The sequence below is a fragment of the Bacillota bacterium genome, from assembly GCA_024653485.1.
In the GTDB taxonomy this organism is placed as follows: Bacteria; Bacillota; SHA-98; order UBA4971; family UBA4971; genus UBA6256.
In genome coordinates, this window is record JANLFY010000006.1 from 1 (window position 1) to 26,277 (window position 26,277).

General features: G+C 58.3%; 22 protein-coding genes and 2 pseudogenes. 4 read left to right on the forward strand and 20 right to left on the reverse strand.

Annotated elements, in window-relative coordinates; translation table 11 throughout:
* Nucleotides 1–300 precede the first annotated feature (300 nt).
* The 6 genes from NUW12_05930 to NUW12_05955 form a co-directional block, all read right to left on the reverse strand.
* On the reverse strand, nucleotides 301–1,749 hold the full coding sequence (locus NUW12_05930) for an FAD-dependent oxidoreductase (protein ID MCR4402311.1): 1,449 nt from the start codon (nucleotides 1,747–1,749) through the stop codon (nucleotides 301–303).
* A 45-nt stretch (nucleotides 1,750–1,794) separates the two neighbouring features.
* Nucleotides 1,795–2,496 carry a DUF554 domain-containing protein gene (locus NUW12_05935; protein MCR4402312.1) on the reverse strand — a complete coding sequence of 234 codons (702 nt, stop codon included), beginning with the start codon at nucleotides 2,494–2,496 and terminating at the stop codon, nucleotides 1,795–1,797.
* Nucleotides 2,497–2,585: 89 nt separating this feature from the next.
* Complete coding sequence (locus NUW12_05940; GenBank protein MCR4402313.1) at nucleotides 2,586–3,881, reverse strand: TRAP transporter large permease; 1,296 nt, start codon at nucleotides 3,879–3,881, stop codon at nucleotides 2,586–2,588.
* Between the two features lie 122 nt (nucleotides 3,882–4,003).
* The gene (locus tag NUW12_05945) at nucleotides 4,004–4,525 is read right to left on the reverse strand and encodes a TRAP transporter small permease (GenBank protein MCR4402314.1); all 522 of its coding nucleotides are present in this window, start codon (nucleotides 4,523–4,525) and stop codon (nucleotides 4,004–4,006) included.
* A gap of 70 nt (nucleotides 4,526–4,595) precedes the next feature.
* Entirely contained in the window at nucleotides 4,596–5,843 is a 1,248-nt protein-coding gene (locus NUW12_05950; protein MCR4402315.1) for a TRAP transporter substrate-binding protein, read from the reverse strand.
* On the reverse strand, nucleotides 5,824–7,539 hold the full coding sequence (locus NUW12_05955) for a hypothetical protein (GenBank protein ID MCR4402316.1): 1,716 nt from the start codon (nucleotides 7,537–7,539) through the stop codon (nucleotides 5,824–5,826). Before NUW12_05955 ends, NUW12_05950 begins: the two co-directional genes overlap by 20 nt.
* A gap of 573 nt (nucleotides 7,540–8,112) precedes the next feature.
* Between NUW12_05955 and NUW12_05960 the strand changes: the two genes are divergently transcribed.
* Entirely contained in the window at nucleotides 8,113–9,015 is a 903-nt protein-coding gene (locus tag NUW12_05960; GenBank protein ID MCR4402317.1) for a LysR family transcriptional regulator, read from the forward strand.
* Between the two features lie 56 nt (nucleotides 9,016–9,071).
* On the opposite strand, the gene NUW12_05965 is transcribed toward NUW12_05960, so the two are convergent.
* From NUW12_05965 to NUW12_05985, 5 genes and pseudogenes are all read right to left on the reverse strand, one after another.
* Nucleotides 9,072–10,991, reverse strand: a complete 1,920-nt coding sequence (locus NUW12_05965; protein ID MCR4402318.1) for a S41 family peptidase — start codon at nucleotides 10,989–10,991, stop codon at nucleotides 9,072–9,074.
* A gap of 71 nt (nucleotides 10,992–11,062) precedes the next feature.
* Nucleotides 11,063–11,260: pseudogene (locus NUW12_05970) on the reverse strand (glycerol kinase).
* Nucleotides 11,256–11,411: pseudogene (locus tag NUW12_05975) on the reverse strand (FGGY family carbohydrate kinase). Before NUW12_05975 ends, NUW12_05970 begins: the two co-directional pseudogenes overlap by 5 nt.
* A gap of 91 nt (nucleotides 11,412–11,502) precedes the next feature.
* Nucleotides 11,503–12,012, reverse strand: a complete 510-nt coding sequence (locus NUW12_05980) for a hypothetical protein (protein MCR4402319.1) — start codon at nucleotides 12,010–12,012, stop codon at nucleotides 11,503–11,505.
* A gap of 99 nt (nucleotides 12,013–12,111) precedes the next feature.
* Entirely contained in the window at nucleotides 12,112–13,773 is a 1,662-nt protein-coding gene (locus NUW12_05985; GenBank protein MCR4402320.1) for a beta-lactamase family protein, read from the reverse strand.
* 430 nt (nucleotides 13,774–14,203) lie between these two features.
* Here NUW12_05985 and NUW12_05990 point away from each other — a divergent pair, with 430 nt between their 5' ends.
* Nucleotides 14,204–16,270, forward strand: a complete 2,067-nt coding sequence (locus tag NUW12_05990) for a glycoside hydrolase family 44 protein (GenBank protein MCR4402321.1) — start codon at nucleotides 14,204–14,206, stop codon at nucleotides 16,268–16,270.
* Nucleotides 16,271–16,282: 12 nt separating this feature from the next.
* On the opposite strand, the gene NUW12_05995 is transcribed toward NUW12_05990, so the two are convergent.
* Nucleotides 16,283–16,498, reverse strand: coding sequence for an AraC family ligand binding domain-containing protein (locus tag NUW12_05995; GenBank protein ID MCR4402322.1), 216 nt, complete (start codon nucleotides 16,496–16,498; stop codon nucleotides 16,283–16,285).
* 409 nt (nucleotides 16,499–16,907) lie between these two features.
* On the opposite strand from NUW12_05995, the gene NUW12_06000 reads away from it, so the two are divergent.
* A complete protein-coding gene (locus tag NUW12_06000; GenBank protein MCR4402323.1) occupies nucleotides 16,908–17,441 on the forward strand; it encodes a rubrerythrin family protein in 534 nt (177 codons plus the stop codon).
* A gap of 191 nt (nucleotides 17,442–17,632) precedes the next feature.
* Here the strand turns inward: NUW12_06000 and NUW12_06005 are convergent, their stop codons facing one another.
* The 3 genes from NUW12_06005 to NUW12_06015 all read right to left on the reverse strand — a co-directional run bounded on the left by NUW12_06005 (nucleotide 17,633) and on the right by NUW12_06015 (nucleotide 19,194).
* The gene (locus tag NUW12_06005; protein MCR4402324.1) at nucleotides 17,633–18,070 is read right to left on the reverse strand and encodes a PIN domain-containing protein; all 438 of its coding nucleotides are present in this window, start codon (nucleotides 18,068–18,070) and stop codon (nucleotides 17,633–17,635) included.
* Nucleotides 18,048–18,329, reverse strand: a complete 282-nt coding sequence (locus tag NUW12_06010) for an AbrB/MazE/SpoVT family DNA-binding domain-containing protein (GenBank protein ID MCR4402325.1) — start codon at nucleotides 18,327–18,329, stop codon at nucleotides 18,048–18,050. The genes NUW12_06005 and NUW12_06010 overlap by 23 nt, the downstream gene beginning before the upstream one ends.
* Nucleotides 18,330–19,062: 733 nt before the next feature.
* Entirely contained in the window at nucleotides 19,063–19,194 is a 132-nt protein-coding gene (locus NUW12_06015) for a hypothetical protein (GenBank protein MCR4402326.1), read from the reverse strand.
* Between the two features lie 991 nt (nucleotides 19,195–20,185).
* Here NUW12_06015 and rbsK point away from each other — a divergent pair.
* Nucleotides 20,186–21,175 carry a ribokinase gene (rbsK, locus tag NUW12_06020; GenBank protein MCR4402327.1) on the forward strand — a complete coding sequence of 330 codons (990 nt, stop codon included), beginning with the start codon at nucleotides 20,186–20,188 and terminating at the stop codon, nucleotides 21,173–21,175.
* A gap of 79 nt (nucleotides 21,176–21,254) precedes the next feature.
* On the opposite strand, the gene lipB is transcribed toward rbsK, so the two are convergent.
* The 5 genes from lipB to NUW12_06045 form a co-directional block, all read right to left on the reverse strand.
* Entirely contained in the window at nucleotides 21,255–21,914 is a 660-nt protein-coding gene (gene lipB / locus NUW12_06025) for a lipoyl(octanoyl) transferase LipB (protein MCR4402328.1), read from the reverse strand.
* Nucleotides 21,911–22,918: an alcohol dehydrogenase catalytic domain-containing protein gene (locus NUW12_06030; GenBank protein MCR4402329.1), complete on the reverse strand. Its 1,008-nt coding sequence runs from the start codon at nucleotides 22,916–22,918 to the stop codon at nucleotides 21,911–21,913. Before NUW12_06030 ends, lipB begins: the two co-directional genes overlap by 4 nt.
* A gap of 48 nt (nucleotides 22,919–22,966) precedes the next feature.
* Nucleotides 22,967–24,241 carry a 2-oxo acid dehydrogenase subunit E2 gene (locus tag NUW12_06035; protein MCR4402330.1) on the reverse strand — a complete coding sequence of 425 codons (1,275 nt, stop codon included), beginning with the start codon at nucleotides 24,239–24,241 and terminating at the stop codon, nucleotides 22,967–22,969.
* 121 nt (nucleotides 24,242–24,362) lie between these two features.
* Complete coding sequence (locus NUW12_06040; protein MCR4402331.1) at nucleotides 24,363–25,118, reverse strand: 3-oxoacyl-ACP reductase FabG; 756 nt, start codon at nucleotides 25,116–25,118, stop codon at nucleotides 24,363–24,365.
* Nucleotides 25,119–25,147: 29 nt separating this feature from the next.
* Nucleotides 25,148–26,251 (reverse strand): aminopeptidase P family N-terminal domain-containing protein, encoded by a 1,104-nt coding sequence (locus NUW12_06045; GenBank protein MCR4402332.1) that lies wholly within the window; start codon nucleotides 26,249–26,251, stop codon nucleotides 25,148–25,150.
* Between the last annotated feature and the right edge of the window lie 26 nt (nucleotides 26,252–26,277).

Here is a 26,277-nt window from a genome sequence, read left to right on the forward strand (position 1 = left end):
CCCGTCATTACTGCACTTCAGCCCCTTTGTGTGCCCAGGCCTTGTCGAACTCGGGGAGTATGTGGTCGTCGTATGCCAATGCCCCATGTCAGAATTAAGCCTGGCGAAACAAACAGAACACTTCTTGGGGGCGCTCGCGGTATCGTCCTTACAGCCGATGGAGTGAGTGAGGGTCTTGAATGATACGATACAGCCGCCAATTCTGACATTGGCGGCTGTGCCCGGCTGCATTCCTGACTGATCCAAGGCAAGAACAGTCCCCTGTTCCTTCATGTCGGAGACAACGTAAGAACAGAACTCTCAATGTGTGCCAAAGAGTATGGCACCCTGCTGCTGCAGTATTCTTTGGAGTTCCGAAACGTCCTTTTCCAGTTCTCTAGGTGTGATGCCTTGCTTCGCACATAGGACCGCAGCCACCCCAGCCGCTTGGCCGGTGACCATCGTTTGCTGCAGGAACCTATGATAAGCGTCCCGATCAGTCGAGATCATCTTGCCTGCCACCAGAAGACTCTCCACTCTCTTCGGAACCAGACACCTGTATGGGATGTCATGGGAGCCCCCGTCTTTCGGCATTACCGCGTTGGTTGCTATGGTCTCTGTGCCGACGACATGGTGTCCGCCAGCAGGAAAGCCGCTCTTTCCTATGACATCAGGGAATTTCCTCGCTTCGGCCACGTCTTGAGTGGTCAGAACGTAGTCGCAGATTATCCTTCTGCCTTCGCGGATCCTGAGCTCCGGGCAGATCCTGGTAATGTACGCGTCTTGGAAACCAGGAACGTATTTCTTGAAGCATTTGAAGGCCATCTGAATCTGTCTTCGTGCCTCGATCTCACAATAGGTCAAGTCCCACGCATCATCGGGGCTCCGACCGGCAACATGCGAGGAATGCTGGAAATGGGCGAGTATCCTCCTATTCTTGTCATCACCTTTCGGCATGATGAAGAATCCCATGCCGCTGAAGCCATGCCATTCCTTCCTGGCAAGCGCTTCTCTCAAGATGGAGAAGAAACCCCTAATCTCTCCCAGGTCGACTATGTTGTCGGCTCTCCTCAGGATCTCATACATCTCCTCGCGTGACCGTCCGGGGACGTCACATCCATAGAACTCCTCAGGATTGGCCCGCACGTAATCCAGGAACTCCTCCCAATCAACTCCGTCGCACGTAAAGGACAGAGTGTGCGGCTGCAGCTGCTCTCTGGGGACCACTTCCCAAGGCGCTCCAGCTCTAGAAGCAACATACCCCTCACCTGTACAGTCAATGACCACCTTGCCCATGATCTCCACCCGACCGTTAGGGTTCTCCACGGCCACTCCGGTAACCTTGTTGCCTTCTTGGAGGACATCAACGACAAGTGAGTGAAGGAGCAAGGTCACGCCACTCTCTGTCATCATGTCAAAGATCAACAGCCCCCACCAATCGGGGTCGACATACGAAAACGTGTAACCGGACCCTTCCCTGTATTCGCTGTGGTTATGGGGCAGTGCGTGGCCTTCCTCAAGCAACCGCTTGTGTGTCTCCTCGACGATCCCGCCGATGATTTGCTCGCCTCGCTGGTTGAACAACCATGCGTAGGCGAATCCTGGGGGACCGGATACGTTCATCTGACCGCCCAAAGCGCCGAGCCGCTCGATCAGGAGCGTATCTGCACCAGCTCTTGCCGAAGATATGGCTGCCGCCACGCCCGACGTGCCGCCACCGCAGACGATTACATCGAACTTCTTGTCATGCCTAATTGTCTCGTAAGCCACTGTTGTTTCCCTCCTTCAGACGCAACGTGGTTCGGTCCCACACACTCAGAAGACGAGCGTCCACAGGTACGAAAGCGGCATCAAGAGCGGAATCACAGGGATCGTGTTGGCAACAGGGACTCGCTTGAGCCCCATCATCCGGATTCCGACCAATAGAGTGATGATGCCGCCGCCGCCGACGAAATCCGCAATCATCACCTCGCTGATGTGAGGTAGTATGATGGAAGCGAGCGAGAAGAAAACGACACCGACGACCAACGTGGGAATGCTGAGGAGTACAATCAGGTAGCCGGCAGTCGTCGCGAAGATCATCGCCGTGAAGAAGTCGAGAATCGACTTGATGACTAGAAGTGTCGTATCTCCCGTCATTCCCTCGTAGAGAGCGCCGATGATACAGCCAGCGTTAGCGCTGAATAGCACCAGAAGCGTAACGAAATCCTCGACAGCCTTCTCATCTAACCTGGTAGCTCCCGACTGCAGTCTCCTTTGCAGCCTCATCGAGATGGTATTGAGATAGTCTTCGATACCTAAACGCTCACCGACCGCAGTCCCCAGAATCAACGCCAATACGACTGGCTCGATGTTGATAACCTTCACGATCAGGGTAATCCCAAGGGCCAGAGCGCAGGTTGCAAAGATCACCGGCAGTGTGACCTTGATCCTTTCTGGAATCCGATTATGGCCACACGCTCCGATCAAGCCTCCGAAAACAATCGCCGTGCAATCCACAAGCACCCCGACAGGCATTCGTCAGTCCTCTCTTCACATGTTCTTAAGCCGTTGGTTTTCTGACGGGCCTACCTCCAGGTTTCATTCCCGACCACGATACACGACGTCTAGCGCAGCAGAATTCTAGGCAGCCAAGTGACTAGTCCGGGAAACACGATCGCGAGGATCACGGTAAGGACCATTGCGGGTAGGTATCTTACAGCTTCCTTCGTTACATCCTTCACGGGCAAGTCATTCACGTTAGCGACTACGAAGAGACACAGGCCAAAAGGTGGAGTTATCGCACCTATGATTAGAGCAATGATCATGACAATGGAGAAGTGTATTGGGTCGACTCCCAAGGCAGTTACCGCGGGCAGGACAATCGGGGTCACCAGCAGCGCCGCGGATCCTGTGTCAATGAAACAGCCGATGATCAGGAACACTACGGTGCAAATGAGGAACATCAGGATCTGACTTTCTCCAGCTACTGCCCTTAACATTGCTTGAAGAGCTTGCGGGAGCCCTTCGAACGTGACGATCCAGGCGAAGAAACTCGCGACCGACATGATTAACATGAATACCCCTGCCGCGCGGACAGTGTCATCAAGCGTCTCCCACAGGCTCTTCCACGTTAATTTCTTGTAGCATATTCCCAGAATGATGGACCACCACACTGCAAGAACTGCCGCTTCCGTGGGTGTGCAGACTCCGCCGCTAATAGCGCCTATTATGATGACAAACGTGAGCAACGGAGGAATCGCTTCCGGGATAGTCTTGATGGCTTCGCGCCAAGGAATCCTGGTCTTCGGCCATGTCTTGCCTTCTGTGGTGAAATGAGCTCGGAATGCGACCAATCCCATGAGCGCTAAGCCGAGTATGACCCCGGGAAGGATACCTCCATAGAATAGGGCCGCTACTGAGATCTGCGCAATGGAGCCCACAAGTATCATGATGCTGCTCGGCGGTATAATCGGCCCCAAGATGCTCGACGCTGCTGTGATACCGGCAGAAAAGTCCGCCTTGTACCCGGCCTTCTTCATCATAGTCATCTCTACAAGACCAAGACCGCCGGCATCGGCGACAGCATTGCCTGACATCGACGCAAACAACATGCTAGCTAGAGCGTTCGCGTGAGCAAGGCCACCGCGGAAACGTCCAACCATCGCCACGGAAAAGCGAAACAGCCGATCGGTGACTCCTGTTGTGTTCATCATCCGTCCAACAAATAGAAACCCCGGCATCGCGATAAGTGTGAATGACAGCAACTGACTCATCATGCTCTGAGCAGCTACGGTGACCGGGATGCCGGGGTTCATCGCCACCAGCCAGACCAACGTAGCAAAGCCAAGCGAGAAGACCACGGGGACTCCTACCAGCATCAAGACCAGAAAGATGACGAACATGATGATTATGCTTGCCATGTGCTTCGACCCCCCACGAAACGGACACGTTTCGATGTCGTTTCTTCTCCTTGGCATCAGCTAGCCGCATCTGACCATCCGTACTTTCCTTTGTCTGTGTGTACCGGTTCTTAGCATGCATCCTACCCTACCGACAAGTCCCTCTCCCGTGTCAGCTTCACGACGGTGTCACGACCAGGAAAGATCTCGTTAAGGATATCGACGAGCACCGCGAAGATCATGACAACGCACATGGAGAAGAGCGGCCAGTAGAATAGATTCCTGGGGATCCCGAGGGCAGCTGTCCTGTACACTATCTTCGGTAACAGCATGTGATACGAGCTGACGCAGATTAGTGTGAAGACAGCAACCGCTAGTACCTTACTCACAAACGACACTGCACGTTTGAACCTTGGCGACGCGTTGCTTATGAGAAAGTCCGCTACGACGTGCTTCTTCTCGATGGTCACCACTGCCCCGCTTACATAGCCGAGACTAACCATCAACAGAGTAGAGATCTCTTCTGTCCACGTAAAGGGGTTGCGGAACACGTACCGGCTGACGATGCCGGCGGTTATTACCAGCAGTATCGCCGCGAGGATAAGGTTCCCGACGATCCTGAGCACCTTGTTGCAGTAATACACGGCGTAATTCAGGGCACTCATTTGAAGGTCTCTCCTCTTTGCCGTATAAGACCACCCTAGACTGCCGATTATCGGCGGTCGCGAAGGCCCCCTACTTGGCTAGTTGCTGTAACACGGCCAAGTACTTGTCGAACACTCCCTTTGACCATTTCCCGGCCTTCTCGAAGTCGTAGGCAGCCTTCCTTGCGGCAGCAGCGAACTTTGCGAGTTCCTCTTGGGGGTACTCAATGACTGTGACCCCGCTCGCAGCCATTTTGTCGATATAGCTCTTGAGCTGCTGATCAACAGCCTGTGAGTACCAAACACCGACTTCCTGACAGGTCTTGAGCAGGATCTCGCGCTGAGCAGGGGATAGAGATTGGAACTTTCTTTCGTTCATCCAGATGGCGAAATTGACGTAGCTAAGATCCAGCTTGAGGACGTACTTCGCTACTTGGTAGAAGTTCATGGTGTAGATGGTATCAAAGGTAGCCACCGCCGCATTGATGATCCCTTGTTGCAGGGCCAGATAGACTTCGTCGTACGCGACCGCAGTCGGGTTCATACCCATTGCCTTGAAAGTTGCCAGCGAATACTCAGAGGGGATCGAGCGTACTTTGAGATTCTTGAAATCCTCAAACCTGTATAGTGGGACCTTCGAAACGAGTTCTGCCGGTGGCCTTATCCAGTTGCTTGCCAGGGTCCTGACTCCAGCGGTTCTCAAGAACTCATCTTCCCAGGCCTTGTAGAAATCGCTTTGAACGAACTTGGCAAATATGTCTTTGCTTGGGCACTGACCCATGAAACTGGTAACAGCACTGTCCGGAACGCCCCAGTCAGCCATGTAATGAGCGCCCTCAGTGAACATGTCTATGTTGCCGTTGATCACCATTTCCATCTGCGTCATTGCCGTGCCTAGCTGAGAAGCAGGGAAGAAATTGATCTTCAGGGACCCGCCGGTTCTCTCTTCGACGAGTTTGGTCACCCTTCGCATCGCCTCTGACGCCAGGTCTTCCGAGGGAGCCGTGCAGCCCCACCTGAGGGTGACCTTAGGGTCCTTGGAAGCATCAGGGAAAGTCTGTTCTGAGAAGCCCGAGCCCGCACAGAGAGCAACTGCCGCCGCCAACAACAACAGCACCATCAGCCCTTTCCCTTTCATGGGAACTCCCTCCTTGAGTCTTTCGAGTCCGGACTTAAGCAGCAACCCAGAGCCGGAAGGTCTTTCTCCCTTGTCAACTGCCATGAGTCGAACAGTACTTTCGTCGTTATCGGGGACGTTGACAGCGGTCCAGCACCATTCCTCCTTCTCGCGTGCGTTGTGTTCACGGACGTTAGCAGGCCTATCTCTTGAACTCCTCAATGCTTCTGGCCCTCTTGCCATTCGGAAGACAGATAGGTTCCACGATGCCCTCGCTGTGCAGTGCCCACGGGAGAATCACACCGGAGTGGCCACCCCTGCCGCCCACGACCACGACTTCTACATCCTTCGGACTGCGTGTTACGGGCATCGGGTGCCTATCCTTGAATTCGGGAGGACGCACGGGCACGAGACCCCTGTTACGGACCATCGGAACCTCGTGGTAAGCGTATGTGTGTATGTGCTCCTGGATCATCTCCTTCGTGTAGCCGGCTTTCTTGAGCATCATGCCGTGGTCGGGCGTCAGGCACACCACCAAGGGGCCAGGGATGTAGGCGTTGTTTGAGCCAAGTGTGGTACAGCAATGCGTGATTGTGTCCAGCAGATCATGTCCGTCCAGACTCAAGAAGTCGATGATGTCGTGTAGGGGCTCGGCCTTGAGCACGTACACCGTAGTGGTTTCCGAGTCGAAATGGTCTTCATTGATCATGTTCCACTGCGCAAGCTCGGGTTCCTCTGCGAAACAGTAGGTAAACTCTGCCTGCGAAGCAAGACAGTCCAGATCACAGATACCCGGAACGGCACGACAGACATTCATTATTACCAGGTTGACAGCGCGTCCGATCGTCGCGTTCATCGGCCAGCCAGGCCCCAAACAACCCTGTCTGCCTGAAATGCCGATCTCCTGCGCGATAGGTCCGCTGACCAACACCAGGTTTCCGCCCGGATGAGAGGTCGTGACGGATTGGAGCAGATTATACTTCGGATTGTTCATCGCCTTGAACGCAGTCACCAACACAGGCATCGCTTTGGGAGTACATCCGGCCATGACAGCGGCCACCGCAACATCCTTCACTGTAATGTCTTTGCCGGTAGGGCCAACCTGGTTGCAGAGGACCATGTCCTCGTCAAAAGGGCAATAACTCATCATTCTCTCGTATCGTGCTCGTGTGGGAGGGATGATCGGAAGACCATCGCTCATGTGTTCGTCGTTGAAATACTCGTTGATCTCCTCCATGTAGCAACCAGGTTCCAGCAACTTGTCATCGTCAACCGCGATCCTCTCAGTAATCGGCAACAGGCCGTCCTTGGCTGGGGGGACTCTGTCCATCTTGAAATCGATGTGAGCTAGTTTGGCAAGCTCCTCTCCGGTAGCAGTGAGAGACCCAATTATGTAATCCCACTTCAGGTCGACCTGCTCCCTTACCTCTTCTTCGGTACTAGCCTGATAGACGTCCACCGGGCACAGGCAGAGATTGCCCGCTCGGTACACGCCCACCCCTTCGGCGATAGCCGATCCCGGAGGCGCTGTCATATACACCGTGGGGATACCCAGCTTCTCCAATGCAATTGCCACAACTGTTGTAGCTGCAGACGTACCCATATCTCCAAAGGCTACAATGGCCGCGGTCGGCTTTTCCTTCGCCAGCATCGCCGCATAATCTTCCAGCTTATCAGTATCCTTACCACGAACGGTTTCTCTATAATCAACGAAGTTCGTGATCCCCAGTTCGGCCAGGCGTTCCTTGATCCTTACGAATACTTGGTTGTAGTTGCAGAAAGACAGCTTCGTGTTGTCGTAAAACAGTATCTTGCCTTTTCTCAAAGCCTCAATGGTAGCTCTAGGCGCCAGTTCAATGACCGGCCGCTCCTGATAGCCGCGCGGGTCCAGCAGTGGGTTGAGTTTCCTATGACTCATGCCACGTCTTCCTCTCCTCGACTGATTACCTTGAGTCAGCAAGCTTGCACTCTTAGTGTAAGTGCTTAGCTGCGGAAAGATCAATTCTGAGTTGGCATGGGATCCATTCCATTCAGTCCAGACATGGTGCGCCACTGTTTCTCATGATGTTCCTGACTCAACCATGTCGCTAGTGACGCGTGCGAATCCGTGTCGCGGGGCTTGTGCGTGGCGCCCGCTTCCGCCCTCCAGTGGCGGGCCGCAACATGCACGGCTGTTATGCACTCTTCGCGAGCTCGTTCGCTGCGCGAGGGCTCCTTAACAGAAACGTCGACTTCTCTTCTCATATCCCGAGGTGCAGCAAGAGCCACCGACCGTTCCGGTGCCCCGACAACGTCTAGGCTTCTCCAGAACTCATCTTCATTGCCAGCTAGCGATAAGAAGGAGGTGATAGGCGGCTCTCGAAACTAGAGATCGAGTCCTCCAAGGCAAACGTGTTACGACTCCGGGTCGGGAGCATGTCTGAGCCACCTCTGGGAGAGTCCCGTGAACGGTGAAAGCGAAGGGAGGGTCAACGGAGTGAGGTTGGATCACTTGCGGTGTTTTGAAGCTGTGAAGAACCACCAGTGTTTTTCCGTAGCCGCTGAGAATCTATACATGTCGCAGTCAGCACTCTCAAAACAGCTAAAGGCCCTCGAAAACGAGCTAGGGGCGGTCCTCTTCAGCCGTAAGCACGCGGCGGTTCACTTGACTCCGGTCGGGGAAAGGATCTGTATCTATGTTGAGACCATTCTAGATGCGTACGACAAGATGGTTCAGGAAGTAAAGGACTACACTGCCAGCGAGAACAGGAAACTCAGGGTTGCCTCCTTTTACGACATGGCACAATATGGAGTTACCAATCTGATCATCGGCTTTGAACGAGAACAGGCCGACTTTCACGTAGAATCCAGGGAGTGCGACCACACGAAGATGCTTCACCTGCTCGACGACAGAGAAACTGACATAGTCATCGGTTATCGAGAGTTCTGGCCACAGCAGCTGGATTACTACGTGGTGCCCCTGAGAAGAGATGAGCTAGTGCTTGTTGTACACGAGAGCCACCGCCTCGCGCCAAAGAGCTCGATTTCATTGAGCGATGTCAGGCATGAGAAGTTCTGCTTCCCGAGGGAAGATGGGGCCCTATTCAAGCTCTTCTATGACGCCTGCATGGCGGCCGGTTTCGTTCCCAAGCTCACATTGTCCGATGTCCGGCTGGGGACCATCAAACAGTACATACGTGCAGGTATGCGCGTTACACTACAAACACGCATCCGCGCGGCCAACGTATTCTACGAGCCGGATTTCCGCCTGATCGACATACAGGAGACTCCTCTGCTCACGGTGACGATTCTGACCAACAAGAACCTCTTGTCAAGACTTGGCTGGGAGTTCATTCAGTACGCGTATGGGTTCTACAATAACATGGCTCAAGCTGGCATTGGAGTTACTCAATGACTCCACGATGTTGCAGCCAAGAAGCGGGCCAGGGCACGGTAGCCAGTTGCCTCGCGTCACGGCAGCACCGCTGACGACGCCATCGCCGAAGACGAGCGAAGCCATTCCAGCACGGGGTCGCGTCCCTCTCGAATGTCCCGGACGGTCGTCGGAATGGGAATGTCCGGGTAGAGCGCGTCCGCCGGGTCGAAGGCGGGGTCGGGCCTGACGAACGACGTGGTAGAAACCGAGAAACGCCAACCGGTATTAGGCATGGCGAAACCAAGTATGTCGCCGTATTCCGTAGGCGAGCCACCCGTCGGGGCTCCGACCACCTTCGCCAGGCGGTTGTCCCGCAGAATCGCCGCGAAGTCCACAGCTGAGCTGAAAGAGAGCCACGAAGTCAGGACGTACACTTCCCCTCGAAAGAGCTCGTCCGCGGCGGCCCGGGGCTGGAGCGGATAGGGCAGCCACCGTCCGTTGAAGAAAGTCTCGCCCATCCACGTAAGCAAGCGAAGCCAAGGACCTCGCTGCTTGGCAAGTTGCGGCGAGTAGCGTGTGGCACGGGACGGAGCGCGCAGGTCTCCATACTCATATGGCAAGTACTTGAGAAACGCGCCCACCACCATGGAATCTCCGCCGGCGTTGCGTCGCAGGTCGATGGCGATCCTTTCGACTCCATCCTTTCGCGCCGCGGAGAAGAACTCGTCCACTGCCCTGCGGTAACTCCTCGTGTTGTTGCATTCGTCCAGCCAAAACAGGCCGCACCGACCGGAGTGATCGATTGCCCAGCCGAACCACGGCCGTTCCTTTTCTCCGGACGTCGGCGCGCCGCCGAGCACCACTCCAATGACATACGCCGTCTCCGCGGCCCCGGTGGAACCGGCGTCCTGTGCAGACCTTGGCATTGGGCGCACGCTCAACTCAAGCCTCTCTCCCTGGCGCAGGACTTCCAGCACAAGTGTCCGCCCTTCTCGACCGGCTCTCTGAACCGCGCGAGCGAGGTCGTCCGCCGAGCGTACAGCGGCCCCGTCCGCAGCGAGCACCCTGTCGCCGGGCTTCACGCCTGCTTCAGCCGCCGGCGACCGAGTGCCGCCGGTTGCCGCGTCGGGGCCAGACACGGTCCCTGTGACCGTGAGCTCGTCCCACATGGGGATCTTCGCAGCAAGCACTCTGCTCGCGCCGGCCGCATCCTCCGGGCGTCGGACCACCATCTCAACCGTCTCTTCGACCGTCTCTTCACGCCCGGACGTCCTGTCGACTTCCCGTTCCGGTTCCCCTTCCTCTGATCCTTGCCTGGACACCAACCCCAGGCCCTTCAGGACCAGCGGGTTCGCCAGGTACCGGCCGCCGAGAGCCTTCACCCAACAGAGGTTTGCATGGGGAACCCAGGCGCAAAGGTCCTCAAGCAACCGCTCGGGCGTGCGGCCGCCGAGGCTGATGAGTTCGTCGCCGGGCTGCACGGGAAGATCCGGGTCGAGAACTCCGCTCACCACGACCCCGTCGTCGGCCCACGTCAGCTGCACGGGTAGCGTCCCGGTGAACTCTGGCAGCCGCAGGGAGGTGTGGGCGTCCCGCAAGGAGGCCAGAACCTCGTTGACCAGGGCAAAGAAGCGCCAGGCCGGCAAGGGCTCGCTCAATTCGGCTTTGGCGGCATCTACCCGCGCCGCGAACTCTTGCATTGCGGAGCGGCTCTCTGGGGACCGGCCTGCCATCGCGGGATGGACCTGCCGTATCGTTGAGCTCAGATACTCAAGGTCTTCCAGCATGTCTTCCGGCTCGAGCAGCATCTCTACGCCCCAGGCCTGGGAACGCACTTCGTCCTGGGAACGCGCTTCGTTCGAATCCCGGAGGTCTGACCCGTTTGTGACCGCTCTCGCTCTGGTGACCGCTCTCGCTGCCGCGCCGAATTCACCTGACGGCCGCACGGCGAGCCCCGCCACCACCGATACGGCAACGGATAATACCAAGAGCGCCGTGACTGTGTTCCTTCGCACTCTCGTTTGCCCATTCCGGCCGCCGCGGGTGTGGTATCTCCGCTCAAGTCGGAAGTGTGCCATCACTGCTCCTATCCATCCTTTCTATCCTTCTCCCAGCCTCTCGCACGAGCCACCGCCTCTCGCCAGCCGTCGTACATCCGCTCCCGATCATCCTCTGCCATAGCAGGCTCGAACCGCCTCTCTGCACGCCAAGCCCTGGCCAATTCTGCCCTGTCCTTCCAGAAGCCCGTCGCGAGGCCGGCAAGGTACGCCGCGCCGAGCGATGTCCATAGGGTCGTGTTCCACCCAGCCGGGCCGCGGATACATCTGCGGGAACTCCCTGGCCGCGAAGGCCACGGGCCGTGCGTCGTGGTCGAAGATCATCGCGCGGGAGCTCGTCGTGCCCAGGTCCAGTGACATGACGTAGCCTCTTCTCATCTCTCTCCCTCCTCAATTGGATCTCAGGCGAAGACCCAAACACCCGCGCCTCGGAGCACCGATGACGCCGCGAAGCATCCGGTGTGTCCTCTTAGAATCGAAATCCGAGCAGATTCCAGTGGTTGAGCCATAATGCGAAGGCGGCACATGCCACCGCCACCAACATGAGGTGCACCCGCCCTCTCAGCGTAGAACCGTGGTTCCTCCACGCCAAACCAGCGGCGGCCGCCACAGCCGGAACGAGGAGCGTGGCGACGAGCGCCAGGGCTACCAGCACCCGCAGACTCGCGGGCGCGCCGAAACCTATCTCGCTCGGGTCGCGCAGCACCACCAGCAAGAGAACGACCACGACGAGGAACAGCCCGCTGACGAGCCCCGCCAACCACCTCGCCGATCGCGTGGCCAGCCCCCGTGCTCGCCTGTGCGACTCAGACCCCGCTTGCCGACCGTGTCCTCGCTCCCGCCTCAGCGAAACCAGGGCGGTCACCGGCCAACCTATCACCGCCGAAAGAAAGAGAAGGACGCACACCGCCACTATGCCGATCTGGAAAGAAGGTGTCTTGTACCACGGCGCCTTCTCGCACATCCAAGCCGATCCCATGAGCAGCCTGTCAGGACCTCCCGCCGGACCAGCGCTGAAGGCTATCCTTCCCGGGCCGCCGACTTCCCGGAACAGGCCGGGTTCGACTTGCTCGAAGCGCTAAGTGCCGAGCACGGGCGACAGCGTCACGAGCAGCGACGGGCCTGACCCGTTCGCGTGGCCCAACGCTTCACTCGGCGGCGCCTCTCTCACCACCACGACGCTCAAGAGTTCGATGAGCCTGTCAACGGTGGTCCGGGGCACGCGGGTCGAAGTGTAGATGCCCGTGTACCTCCTCACGTCCCGCACCCGTCCCCCGCCGTCGGTCGGCCCGGCCGCCTCTGCCGTTTCGGCGCCGTCGATCGCGCCTGCGCGGAACGTGAGGTTCGTTGCGGGACTCGCCCCCGCGCCCACCCTCGAAGGTCCAGTGAGCCACTCAGCGTAACTTGCGAAGTAGCGGTCTAGAAACGCTCGCACGAGCTGGTCGCGGGCGGTCGCGCCGTCGGGGCTGTTGTACACGACGAAGATGCCCACGTCATGGGACGGTATCAGGCGTAGCTCCGAATGAAAGAGGAACGTGTCCCCGCCGTGCCCGATGGTCCTCAGGCTGCCGTATGGTTGTTCGAGAAAGCCGTGGGCGATTCCACCAAGGTCGGGGTCCTGGATGAAGCTCGTTGTGTGCATCGCGCGAGCCGTCTTGGGCCTCAGGATCTGCGTCCGGCTGTCCTCGGGCCTTTCAGCCCTCAGGTGTGAGATCATGAACTTCGCCATGTCCACGGCTGTGGCGCTGACAGCGCCTGCGGGAGCGGCGGGCAGGTATTCGAAGAGCCCAGGCTCGAAGCGTGCCGAGGCCGGCGAGTACTCGTACCCGACGGCCAATCGCGTCTGGAGATGCGGCGGGACGGGCTGGCGGGGGGTGGTGTGGTCCATGCGGAGGGGTTTGAGGATGTTTTCCTCAATGTAGGTGGCCCATGGCATCCCGCTGACGCGCTCGACGACGTATCCCGCGAGCGCAGCTCCGTAGTTTGAGTAAGCGGTGACCTCCCCAGGCGGCCGAACCCGCCGGGGCAAGGTGGCGGCGAGCACCTCGCCGAGGGGCAGGACGCTCTCGGGATCTCGGTTGAACAGGCCTACGTTCCGGTCTTCGAAACCCGCCGTATGGTTCATTAGGTGAGCCATGGTTATCGGCTCTGGATACGTCGCGGGCACGCGGAAGCCGCCGCCCTTCAGGTAGGCGTTGACGTCCTCGTCCATGTCGAGCGCTCCCCGCTCGACCAGCTGCATCACGGCGGTCCACGTGAATAGCTTCGAGACCGAGCCTATCCGAAAGAGAGTCTGCGCTGCATCCACGGGTGTCCGCGTTTCCAGGTTCGCGTAGCCGTACCCTTTGGCGAAGAGTATCTCCCCATCTTTGACCACGGCAACAGCTGCGCCCGGGATGTGGTACGCTTGAAAGTGGGCGGCCATGACTCCATCGAAGAACGCCTCGAGTTCCGCGGGGGTGAGGAGGCGGTCCACCGAAGCATCCAGGTCCTCCTGGTCCGGCGCTGCCGGTGCTGCCGCCGCTGCCTGCGCGGTCGGTACGACCGACGTGACAGGCGCGACAGGCGCAGCCGCCGCGGCCGGCGCAGCCGCCGTGGCCGCGCAGTAAGGTGTGAGCGCACACAGCGCGGTCAACGCCGTCAATACGACGGTCAACGCGACGAGCTTCACGAGCTTCGCGCGCGGGTCGGCCGAAGGACCGGGCCCGCGCGCAACCGTACCGAACACTCCGAATCTCACTCCAAGACCATCTCCCCCACCGTGACTCCGTTCCTCACCGATGCGTTCGTTCTGAGAAGGGCACTTCGACAGTGTTAGCTGCTCTTCCTCCCGAGGGTGGCGACGTTACCCGCGTCGCACGATCGTTGCCGCGCGGTCGTTTCGGGGCTCTATAGACCAGGTCCTCGCATACCTGCTTCTTCGCATTCAAATGACCCCGTAGAGAAGCCTTTCACTGAATTCCTGGTCCGAGGGAGAGGAGTCCATCACATGGGTGAAGAACGAATTGGGCGAAAGCTGAAGCGAGCGGGCCGGCGCAAGTGGCTAGCCTGCCGGGTCTTGAGCATGCCACAAAGCTGAAGAATGGGCGCCGAAAGCGGTCGGCTCTCAGCCGGGAACGCCCGTGAGCCGAGACGCGGGGGATGTCTATGAGGGGAGACGATGAGGAGCCATGGCTGGACGGCTTGCGGGCAGAAGGCTTTGTAGAGTCTCGGGCGGACTGGTGTCGCCCGCACTGTGTGTTCTTGCGGTCGCAGCGGTTGTCGTGACACACGCCGCAGCGATCGGAGGGCTTTCGGGGCTCGCGGACGCCTCACCGGCATCTGAAAGTGCCGCCCTGCACGAGCAGGCCATCCGGCAGGTCGTCGCGGACCTGTACCGGGCAATGACGCTGAAGGACATCGACCTGATGCTGTCGCTTTTCGTTCAGCGCGACTCACGAGAGGACGAGGATCCGAAGACTGTGAGGGCCCAGATACTGACAGAGCTTGAGCCGGTGGTAGCCATTGCGGGGGACTTCACAAGAGCTAGCCTCGTTCTCGGCGATGGAGTCGCGGTTGTGCGTCTCCCCGAGGTCATGACGGTGAAGGACCCACGTTCCGGGGCATACAAGGACGTGCGCGCGAACGCTGAATTGAGATTAGCGCTGACGCGGTCCGGGTGGAGAATCGAGTCGAAGCGCGCTCTGCCGCCAGATACCGCAGGGAGCCAGGCCTCTGAGATAGGAGGGCGGGCACCTGACACCACACGAACAATCCTTGTCGCGGTGGAGCCCGTGAACGTCGATCGCTCTGGTGACGGGGACGCCATTGAGGCTTCGATCGCTGATGCCGCGACGAGCCCCGCGGCGCCGCCTGTTGCGGCGCCTCTCGACGCCACGATCACTGTCGACGCGTTGCACCCAGGCCACGTCATCAGCCCTTACGTCTATGGGAGTGCCTGGGGACAATGGGTCGGCAAACTCCCCCCTGACGATGAGATCTCCGACCTTCGCGTCAAGCTCATAAGGTTCGGGGGTAACAACATAAGCCGCTACAACTGGAGGATTGACACGTACAACGACTGGTGGACGAAGAGAAACGTAGTCCAAAGGCCCGGGCTCCTCGAGTTCGTGACCTGGGCGCGCAGCCACGGCGCGGAGCCGCTCATCCAGGTTAACGCCTTCGGGTTCGCCCCAGCGGAGACCGCGTCCACCGAGATGGTGAGGATAATGGATGCCGAGGCGGCCGCGGACTTGGTGCGGTTCCTCAACATCCAGCACGGGCTCAAAGTCAGGTTCTTCGAAATAGACAACGAGCCGTTCATCTGGCACGAGACGCACCGCGACTACCAGAAGCGGCCTATCGGATACGACGAGTACCTCGAGCGATTCGCGGAGTTTTCCCGAGCCATGAAGGCAGTGGATCCCTCCATCATCGTCATGGGCCCCGCCAACTGCAACCCCACGTATTACGTTCGGAGCGCGGTCGCGGCCGACCGCGTCCTCAAGGGCGATTGGATCCCGTACATGCTGAGGTACTGTGCGGAGTATGAAGGTCGTCACGGCCTCAGAATCCTCGACGCGGTGTCTTTCCATCGCTACCCGATCTATAGGTCCTTCAACGCGAAGGAGGTCCACACGAATCCGCAGGACATCCTGGACGCGACACGAGAGTGGTGGGACCCATCTTACAACCCAAGCCTCATCGACCCTACGTCCGAGTCGGCTGTCCGGGGCATCCTTCCACTCTTCGGGCGTTGGATCGACCAGAACTACCCCGGCACCGGTCTGGCCTTGACCGAGTATAACCTTGACTTCGACAGCTCCGTAGAATATCCACCTGGAGTGCGAGCGCTCTGGCTTGCAGAGACGATCGGCCAACTCGCCCGCCACGACGTGAGGTACGGTGTGTACTGGAACCTTCAGGAAGGGGCTGAGCACGGCCTTGTGGGAATGGACGGGCGCCCCTCTGAGGCCTATTACGCCTTCAGGTTGTATTCTCGCAATTTGACCGGCAGGATGCTGCCGGTCAAGGGCGAGCGCGAACGGGTTCATGCATTCGCCGCCCTGCGCGATGACGGCACGATAGCCGTCCTCCTAAACACTCTTGACCTCGCGCAAGGCCACGACGTCGAGGTGGTGATCTCGGAGGTCTCCGGCCCGAGAAGGGTGCGCCTATCGCTCCAGCCGGGCTCGGTCGCGGCCCTTACCGTCGTCCCAGGGCATGGTCCGGCGACCGCAGAGGTCTTCGACCCCTGAGACCTTAGTTTCCTAGTCTCCTCGTCTGAGTCTCTGCGCGTCGGGACTTGGGGCCTTCACCACGAGCACGCTGAACTCCCCCGACCGGTCTGCCTTGAGCCCGTGAGGTATACCTTTCGGGCTCAGCACGATGTCTCCGCCGGACGCGCCGATCTCTTGGTCGCCGACCACGACCCGACCCGAGCTGGAACGAATGTAAAGGAACACGTCAACCGGCGTCGAGTGCACGGGTGGCTCCTGTCAACTCCTTTCTTGGGGATTTTGCGGCCTCTTGAGGCTTTCCGCTGCCGCCGCTTCTTAGTACTGACGCCTCGATGTTGACGTCCCAACTTCGAGGACTGTGGCGCTGTCGCCTGCGGCTCGGAAGGATTCCGCAATGAGTCGGAGAATCGTTTGTCCGAGACGACCACCGCCGGGATACCATGAACCGCCAAGGGCTGCGACTCGCGGAGATCCTTGCTCCCGCCGATCCGCGGCTACAATGCCTGTGTGGGATGGCGAGCGGTCACAAAGTGGAAAGCTAGTGTCAGAGAGGGTTCAGCTATCCGGCGCCGGTCGAGATCAGTAATCCGACACCGACTGAGATCGGAGACTGCCTGCTCATGAAACCGCCCAGTATCGCTGGAGGTGGAAATGCATGAAGCTCAAGGGATCCAAAACCGAGGCGAACCTCAGGGCCGCTTTCAACGGCGAGTCGCAGGCCAGGAACAAGTACACGTTCTTCGCGTCTGTCGCCCGCAAAGAGGGGTACGAGCAAATCGCCGCGATCTTCGAGGAAACCGCGGAGAACGAGAAAGAGCACGCAAAGCTTTGGGCGAAGGCTCTTGGAATGATCTCGGACACCTCCGCCAACCTCGAAGAAGCCGCGAGCGGTGAGAACTACGAGTGGACCACTATGTACCGGGAGTTCGCCGAGACCGCGCGCGAGGAGGGATTCGAGGATCTCGCCAGAGCCTTCCAGGAAGTCGCCGAGGTCGAAGAAGCCCACGAGAAGCGTTACCGTGCCCTTCTGGAGCGCGTGCACAGCGGGACTGTCTTCCGTCGCGACCGTCCGATCAAGTGGCACTGCCGCAACTGCGGGTACATTCACGAAGGCACCGAGCCTCCGGAGGTGTGTCCGGCTTGCGCTCATCCGAGGGCGTTCTATGAGCCCCTCGCGGAGAACTACTGAGAGAAGCGTCAGCAAGTTCATACCCGTCCCGCTCGAGCTCGTTACGAAGTAGTCTGCAACCCAAGGTTGAAACGGGGTTGAGGTGGCCTCCCCGCATGGAGCGTGGGGCGGGGCACGACGCCCCGCCCCACGTCGTCATAAGAACCACAAACTCCCACGGACCACGCACTTGAAATCGTGAACGAACTCCCTTAGGTCGCGGGCGGAGTTCGCCACAGTCCATCCATGCGCGCGAAGTGCTTCTGATTGAACGTCCAGACGATCTCGTGGCTTTGCCGGGCAATAGCAGCAAGGAGCGCGTCGCTGAAGTCGACACCCTTGTCACGGTAATCCGCGAGGGCCTCCAAGGCGGTGCCCTCCTCATCAACCTCGATGCCTCGGATGCCCAAGAAATCGCGTATGGCTTCGTAGGTCTGCTCCCGGCCGAGTCCTTCATGCTCTAGGACATACACGACCTCGCACAGGGTGTGAAGAGCGATTCTCAGCGGGCCCGACCCGCGCTCGCAACATTCGATGAGGGCCTTCGCTCTCGCGCTGTGGTCGGCATGATCGTTGAGGAGATGCGAAGAATTACATTGGAGTCTAACCGTCCAGTCGTCTCGCCCTTCACCTATCGTCCTGTCCTTCACACCCGAGCACTCTCTTGGCTCGAGGCTCCCTCGCTTTGGCTCGGGCTGCTTCGAGGTCCATTGGCTCCATACCTGGCCGACGCAGCTTTCCGAAAACCTGGGCTGAAGGGACGTTCGCGGGTAGGCGCTCCAAATAGACGCGGTTGCGCTCCTGCCGGAACATGATTCTATCACCCCTCTGAATCGATAGAAACTCTCGGACCTCAAGCGGAAGGGTGATCTGCCCCTTCGAGGTCAACCTTGCCACAGACAGGCTCATTTTCTTCCCTCTCCTCCCGCTTAGTCGGGCATTCATGTCCCCCCGGTGACCGCGCGCCGGGCGCGTCGGACGAAGGTCCGTCAGTCCGTCAGATCCATTATACAACTATACAACGCCCCTTTTATGGGCAAGGAAGTTGCCACTTGTTCTCAGTATGTATCGGTGATTCTCACTGTGTGCTCATCGTCTTACCGTTGACGAGTCACCGCCCCTCCCGGCCAAGCCCTTCCGCCAGCTTGGAAATGGTTTGCGAATACGGGGCAGACGTGCAGGGCTTCGGCCGGCAGCCGGGCCCAATGCCCGCAAGGCGGCTGGTGCAAGGCCGAGATTCCGACGCAAGACGGTAAGTAGTGCAGGCTGTTCTAAGGCAGCAATATACTGCAACGTTGCGAAGAGCAGGAGGACACGGCCGTGGAACGTATCTTGGTGCACAGCATCCGTCGTGTTCTGAGGTATGTTAGTTTCTGAGCCGGCGGCAACCTTTCGCGTCAGTTGCTGCCCTTTTCCGCTAACGATAGGATGGTGCTAGGGCTGCCGATGCCGCTTGATATCTGTGAGTCTCCGGCAGTTCTACCTGGAAGCCGGAATCTTCTGCACATCTAGCTTGGAGCCCCCTGACGCTTATCAGAGGTCTCCGTGCGCAAAGTGCTTCCGATTGAGGATCCCCAAGGGTCTCAAGGCCATGCCAGGCAGTACCAGCAGGCAGTGCGTCGCGAGAGCTGACTCGTCTGCCTCAGTGGTCGGCAAGGGCGATCAGGGTTGCTTCTCTTCTCTCGGTTTCAATGCCCTCGATTGCCATGAAGTCGCAGATAGCGCCGTGCATATCCTTCAACACGCGTCCCACGCTTACTGATACATAAGTCATGCCCTTAGACCTTCCCCCGTGGTGCCGGCACGGCCAGGTTGAGACAACCCTGTTGAGCAGTCTAAACGGATCGCTATGATCATCAGGAGCGGTGGCTGCTAGAGCACGCAACGCCCTCACGGAGAGCCTGAAGGGGACAGTACGGTCTGCTCAACCTGCAGGCTGCAGGGCCTGTTTTCCGTCAGTTACGTGAAATCGCATTGCTGCGATGGTTGAGGCAGGCCTTGCCGTGAACAGCTTCAAGCACATGACCCGGCCGCAACGTGCTATAAGACTGGAATCGTGTGGAGATGCTCTGGCGCACGTATGCGGCTTGATACTGGAGATTTCAGCGATCTTGTGCTGTGGAGTGGCTCAGAGGTTGTTCACTCTAGGTGTACTAATACACTTGCATTAGCCGAGCTGACTCAGTGAAACCTCGCCGAGTGCAAGGAGGAATCGGCAAATCCATGTAGAAGAATAATGTTATAGCGTGAAGTGCAAGGTCATTGCAGCGCAGGGTTTATGGTTTGGTACGAGCTTGTGAAATCGTTTGCATCCACGGTCGGGCGGCCTTTCCAGTGTGCGCTGCTGTCCTTGAGGGTGTCGGCCCTGCCGGCGTCCCAAAACCCTTGGAGCATGTTTGGCCTTTCCAGCCCCCTCAGGACTGGCCCGCATTGTTACAGGGGGACGTTGCCCATATTGACAGCTACTGGGTAATCCTGCGCGGTATTGTCGGGTATTCGGGTACGTGTACGTGCTGAAGGGACGGAAGCTCCTGAAGTCAGCGATTTGGTACTCGTGTTCCCAGGATTATCGTGCTATTGCCTCGGACCTAGAGGTACGCACTCGCCAGGATAGTGAGCTAGGCTCTAGGCTGTTGAAGGCGTCAGTCCTTCAGCAACTGGTACGCGCGCCAGGAGGCAACGGCCAACAGCGACGTGCAGCGCTGGTACACAGTCCAGATCCGTGGAAGCGCCACGGGTAGTACACAGGCAAGGGTGATCCGCGAGTGAGCAGAGTGGTGGTTGTGGGAAGCATTAATATGGATCTCGTGGCAACAGTGGAAGCCCTCCCACGCGAGGGGGAAACCGTGACAGGAACCTCGTTCAAGCAAGTGCCCGGCGGAAAGGGCGCGAACCAAGCAGTCGCGTCAGCAAAGATGAGCGCTGCGGTTGTGATGGTTGGAAGAGTCGGAGCGGACCCGTTTGGGGACGCGCTTCTTTCAAACCTCGAGGCACACGGTGTGAAGACCAGCCGAATCCTTCGAGATGGCCTCCACCCTACCGGAGTTGCCCTGATAACAGTGGACAGGCTCGGACACAACACGATCGCAGTATGCCCTGGGGCCAATGCCAGATGCTCGCTGGATGATATTGTCTTTGCCGAAGATGTAATCGCCCAGTCAGATGCGGTCATTGCACAACTCGAGGTCCCGATCACCACGGTGAGCCAAGCGTTCTCGTTTGCGAGGGCGCATGGGAGACTGACCGTGCTCAACCCCGCTCCCGTGACAGATCCCGCTTCTGTGAAAGCCCTCTTACAGCATGTGGACATCGCCGTCCCCAACGAACTGGAGGCAGAGGCTCTCACGGGCGTCCCCGTGGCTCGTCAGGCCGGCGGGACGGATGGCTCTATCTCGGCTGATTCCAATGAACCAGCCCCAGTAATCGGTGCGCTTGAGGCGGCCAATCGGCTGCGCGACCTAGGCGCGAAGCGCGTGGTCATAACACTTGGTGAACGTGGAGCAGTGTTTGTGGGTCCTGAAGGCGAGATCGTCACGCCGCCGTTCCGGGTTCAGGCCGTTGATACCACAGCCGCCGGTGATGCTTTCGTGGCCGCGTTCACCGTGGCCTGGCTCGAAGGCAGACTGCCTGACGAGTGCATGAGATGGGGATGCGCTGCAGGCGCCATTGCTGCCACGAGGCCCGGTGCTCAGCCTTCCCTTCCGACCCGGCACGAGGTAGAGGCTATGCTCTCAGGTTCTGCGTTCTTCCCGTGAACTAGCTGGGACACAGACTGTGACCCAGTGCAATGGATCTATGAGACTGACATCTGAACTTGTCACAGTGCACGCACGCTCAAGATATGCTGGCATAGACTGGCTCTCGACCCAAGACTTCAGCGAAGGCCAGCCCTACAGGCAGGACGAGCTCCTCAACAGAGTGCGCTTTACCTGTCACCTCCTCCATCGACGTCATTATGCTTGCTTCCAATCCGCAAGGATTGATCATTTCGAACCACCGCATGTCTACAGAAACGTTGATGGCGAATCCGTGAAATGTCACCCACTTGGCAACGCATACCCCGATGGAAGCGATTTTGCGGTTGGACACCCAGACTCCGACAAGACCTGGCTTGTGCTCGCCTCGTATGCCGTACCGCCCAATAGCAGTGATTATGGCTTCCTCATAGAGCGCCAGGAGCCTATGGAGGTCCCTTTCCCCGCGATCGAGTTTGATGATGGGGTATCCCACTAGCTGGCCGGGCCCGTGGAACGTGACGTTTCCACCCCGTTCTGTCTCGAACACCTCCACGCCGCGTTCCCTCAAGAAATCCCTGGATACTACGATGTTATTCCATCCCCCGCCTCTGCCCAGAGTAATGACAGGCGGGTGTTCCACCATGATTAGGCAGTCGGGCACCTCGTCTGCTTGCCGCTTCTGAACTCTCGCCCGTTGGTACTCATACGCGTCTCGATACTCCACCCGACCGAGGTTGAGTATCTCGATAGTCCTCACGGGCTAATCACTACCTTCAGCCCCTCGCGCTTCTCCGCCACTTCGAAAGCTCTCTTCGCATCATCTATGCCGAACCTGTGAGAAACCAGCTTGCCTACAATAGGGTTGTGGCGGACGAACTCGATTATCTCTTCGAACTCGTTGTTGTTGAAGTTCCTGGAACCAACGATTTCGATCTCCCTGTCCACTATGTGCTTCTGCGCGTTTACACACACGTTGGGACACACGCCCACCTGCACGAGTCTACCACGGAGTCTCAACGTCTCAAGTGCGGCGATTACCGCCGAGGCGCTGCCCGAGCACTCGATCGCCCTGTCCAGACCCTTGCCGCCAGTAATATGCATTACCTCGGGGTAAAGATCTGAAGTGCGGAAATTGACTGTGTGGTCCGCGCCGAACTCTCTTGCGGCCTCCAGCCTCTTTTCGTTTATGTCCACCGAAACCACGGTCGCTCCGAAGCGTTTGGCACAGAGGACCGCCATGATTCCAAGCGGTCCTGCCCCAAACACCCCCACGATTTCACCTGGGACTATGCCGGCCTTCCTGACCGCGTGATAAGGTGTTCCGAACGCATCACCGATGATCACACCAACTTCATCGGAGATGTCATCAGGCAGCGGCCTAAGGCTGGCCTCCGGGACAGCTACGTACTCAGCATCACCACCGTCGAGTTCAAAGCCGATGACCTTCAGATCCCTGCAGAATATGAGATCCCCGTTCTTGCAGTGTTCGCACGTCCCGCACGTCACATGGCAGTTCACGATCACTCGGTCTCCGATTCTGAACCTCCTCGCCTTGTCCACCTCTGCTACTATACCGACCACTTCATGGCCGGGCACTGTGGGAAGAGGGTTCGGGGCCGGGAGGAGGACTTCCAGGTCAGTCCCGCAGATTCCCGAGGCCGTCACTTTGACCACAACAACATCGCCCTTGGCGGCCGGCCTGGGCTTTTCCACGATCTCGACCCGGCCTCTGCCAGCAAACTTGACCGCCTTCAGTTCCACCACCCCCGGACTCAAGTCTTTGAAACCTGTGAAAGATACGCCGCTTCTTCAGAGCAAGACGAGGGAAAACGGGCGCTCCAGGCTCCTTACGACTTCGCGGAGGAAGTCTGCCGCCTGGGCACCATCGATAGCACGGTGATCAAATGAGAATGACAATCCCATCATCTTCCGAACACTTATCTCGCCGTTGCGCACCACCGGTTTGTCTGCTGCACGGCCAACACCAAGTATGGCCGATTCGGGCGGGTTGATTATCGGTGTAAAGAAATCGACTCCGTACATTCCGAGGTTCGAGACTGTGAATGTTCCGTCGGAGACATCCCTTTCTGAGAGAGCGTTGGCCCTCGCCTTAGCCGCAAGACCCTTGATCTCACCCGATATGGAGAGGAGGTCCTTTGAATCTGCGTTGCGCACCTTTGGAACGACGAGGCCATCTTCCAGGGCTACTGCGACTCCCACATTTACCTCGGAAAAGAGCCTGAGGCCCTGATCTGAAAAACTGCTGTTGACCCTTGGAAACCTGCGAAGGGCCTTCGCTACTGCCTTCACAACGAAGTCCGTGAGCGTAATCTTGACGTCCGCTGCCTCTGCATTGAGTTCCTCGCATAGACGCACCGCGTCTGTCATATCCACCTCGGTCATGAGAGTGACATGAGGGGTCGTCTGGCTGCTCGCGGTCATGCGCTCAGCAATGAGCTTACGCATCGGGCTTAACGCCAATAGATTGGAATCCGGGTCTCCGGGAAGTGTCCGGCCCTCCTGAGCCGGTGCCTGACGTGCGGGAGCGACACAAGGCATACCCTCGTCAGGAGCGTTGCCCGTGCGATCTGCAATGTACCGCTCTACGTCTTCACGGGTTATCCGGCCATCCGGCCCGGTACCGGTCAGCTCGGACAGGTCAATGCCATGATCCTTCGCTATTCTTTTGGCGATCGGAGAGGCAATTACCGCCTCTTTCAGCTCATTCCTCGCGGCAGACTCAGCTGCTGGCTGCGCCGCGAGTCCGGAGGGCTCCGAGGGACCCACCTGAGCGGGCGACTGGAAGTCCAGCCCGGCCTCGGCCATTGCGGAACTGAAATCCTCGCCAGGTGCTGCGATGACAGCAAGAGGGGACCTTACAGGGTGCTCACTCCCTTCGGGTGCAACGATCCTTACAAGCACCCCTGACGCTGGAGCCTCTATCACATTGGTTATCTTCTCGGTCATGACTTCAAAGAGAGGCTCCCCTTGAGTAACCCCGTCTCCTTCTCTCTTAAACCATGTCACCACCGTTCCAGTCTCCATCGTGGAGCCAAGCTTGGGCATCCTTACGATCGTTGCCATAGCCCGATCCAGCCTCCTTGTCTTAGTACCGCTAGCACAGTCTGGCAGCCCCTTGCCCCTTGCCTCCGGACTTGACGGAGCATCCACCTCTGGGACCGCCTTTGGGAGGCTAAAGGGTGTTCTACTGTGTCATCATCTCGCCGGCAGAGACGACTATCGACTCGCCAGTGATGTGATCAGCGAGGTGAGATGCCAGGAATACCGCCACCTTAGCTTGGTCTTCTGGCTTGCCTAGGCGCTTGAGCGCGGTTTTCTCAATCCATTCACGCTCGACCTCAGGAGTTGTCATGAAGGTCCTGCGGACCATCGGCGTATCCGTAGCGCCAGGCAGAATTGCGTTCACATTGATGCCATAAGGGCCAAGTTCCAGAGCCATGACCCTGGTAAGCCCGATCACAGCCGACTTACTTGCGCAGTATGCTGCTTCCTTCAAGGTCGGCTTCTTTCCGGAACACGACGAGATGTTTATAATTCTCCCTGAACGCTGGCTTACCATGGCCCTCGCAACAGCCTGGCCCACCAGGAATGTGCCTTTAGCGTTGACACTCATGACTTGGTCCCAGTCATCCTCGGACATGTCGATAAAGAGAGAATGCTTGAGGATTCCCGCGCTGTTAACAAGGATGTCGATTCGCGCAAACTCTCTTAGGGTCTTATCCACCATCGCCTGAATGTCGACTGCCTTTGTGACGTCGACCTTGAACGCAAGGGCACGCCGTCCCATGCTACGGACTTTCTCCGCCACAAGCTCGGCACCGTTCAGATTCAAGTCGCACGCCACTATGTGCGCGCCTTCTTGAGCGAAATGCAGAGCGATAGACTCGCCGATCCCCTGGGCAGCTCCCGTGATTACGGCTATCTTGTTGGAGAGCAACACGTGCAAGACTCCCCCTTCTGCTGGACCTACTAGATCACCAGCACATCCGGAAGTTCGATATACTGGCCGTTGATCTCGAAGTTGAGAAGAGGCCAACCCTTGGAATTCGACAGCACCGAGGTTCCTTCTGGAGTGACCATGATAAGCTCCTCAACCTTTGTTCCAGCGATTGTGGCCAAGTGTCCCATGGGCTGGTGTTCAGACACATTCCATGATGGATCCAGCATGGCAGCTGAATGGAGAATCACATACCCGGTTGGGCCTCCGACGAAGTGCGCCTTCCACTCTTCCGGAAACCCCACCTCCGCGTAGGCCTCCTTTACCTTCGCGAGCAGGTCCTGGAACAGGACACCGGGTCGGGAATGAGCTGCGTTGACCGCCTCAATATAGCATGCAGCACGATGGATCCGTACAAGATCCTCCGGGATTCCGCCAAGCGCCACCATCCGACTCACATTGCAGTGCAGCCCCCATTTCTGCGCGACAGCATGAAGGAGCGCGGTCTTCCTAATCCGTCGCGAGGTTGGTATGGGATGCCGATAATCCCTAATCCTGTCGTCTGCTGCGACGATCACTACTTCGGTCTGGATGTGTCGCGAGGCGAAAGCCGAGATGAGCCGTGCCGCGACATCGAGTTCCTGCTCCCCGGACCGAACCGAGTTCGCTACATCACCAAAGCACAGGGCGCTTTCTAAGGCTAGAACCCGGCACCGCTCGACCTCAGTCACCGTAAACGGATAGTGAAGCCTCATGATGTCTTCGGCCACATTGTCAGCACCGAAGAAGGGGGCGTCACAAGCCAAGCGGCCTCTTCCTGCGATTCTGCGAATCACTTCCTTGCGGTCGGGTTCGTACCACGGGTGGAGCACCATTTCGAACCCCTGGCCAGCGATTTCCTCCCGCATTATCCTGGGTCCGTCCATGGGGTGCGCGATCAGATACTTGGCCTTCTTGGTCACGAGCACGGGGGCACATCCATACTCCGAGTTCAGGAGAACATGGTTGTCGCCTCCGCCAGTCAACCAAGAGAAATTGGACCGCAACGTCAAGACGACGGCGTCGAACCCACGCTCGTCCATGAAGTTCCTGAGTCTCTGTTCCTTTTCGTAGACATCTCGAAACGCCTCGTTCATGGCTGAGCTCCTTCGTGAGGTCAAGG

Coding starts and splice junctions, on each gene's coding strand:
- NUW12_05945 (MCR4402314.1), bottom strand. CDS start 4,525: ATGAGTGCCCTGAATTACGCCGTGTATTACTGCAACAAGGTGCTCAGG.
- NUW12_06035 (MCR4402330.1), bottom strand. CDS start 24,241: ATGGCAACGATCGTAAGGATGCCCAAGCTTGGCTCCACGATGGAGACT.
- NUW12_05940 (MCR4402313.1), bottom strand. CDS start 3,881: ATGGCAAGCATAATCATCATGTTCGTCATCTTTCTGGTCTTGATGCTG.
- NUW12_05935 (MCR4402312.1), bottom strand. CDS start 2,496: ATGCCTGTCGGGGTGCTTGTGGATTGCACGGCGATTGTTTTCGGAGGC.
- NUW12_06045 (MCR4402332.1), bottom strand. CDS start 26,251: ATGAACGAGGCGTTTCGAGATGTCTACGAAAAGGAACAGAGACTCAGG.
- NUW12_06015 (MCR4402326.1), bottom strand. CDS start 19,194: ATGACTTATGTATCAGTAAGCGTGGGACGCGTGTTGAAGGATATGCAC.
- NUW12_06010 (MCR4402325.1), bottom strand. CDS start 18,329: ATGAGCCTGTCTGTGGCAAGGTTGACCTCGAAGGGGCAGATCACCCTT.
- NUW12_06000 (MCR4402323.1), top strand. CDS start 16,908: ATGAAGCTCAAGGGATCCAAAACCGAGGCGAACCTCAGGGCCGCTTTC.
- NUW12_05955 (MCR4402316.1), bottom strand. CDS start 7,539: ATGAGTCATAGGAAACTCAACCCACTGCTGGACCCGCGCGGCTATCAG.
- NUW12_05990 (MCR4402321.1), top strand. CDS start 14,204: ATGGCTGGACGGCTTGCGGGCAGAAGGCTTTGTAGAGTCTCGGGCGGA.
- NUW12_05980 (MCR4402319.1), bottom strand. CDS start 12,012: ATGGGATCGGCTTGGATGTGCGAGAAGGCGCCGTGGTACAAGACACCT.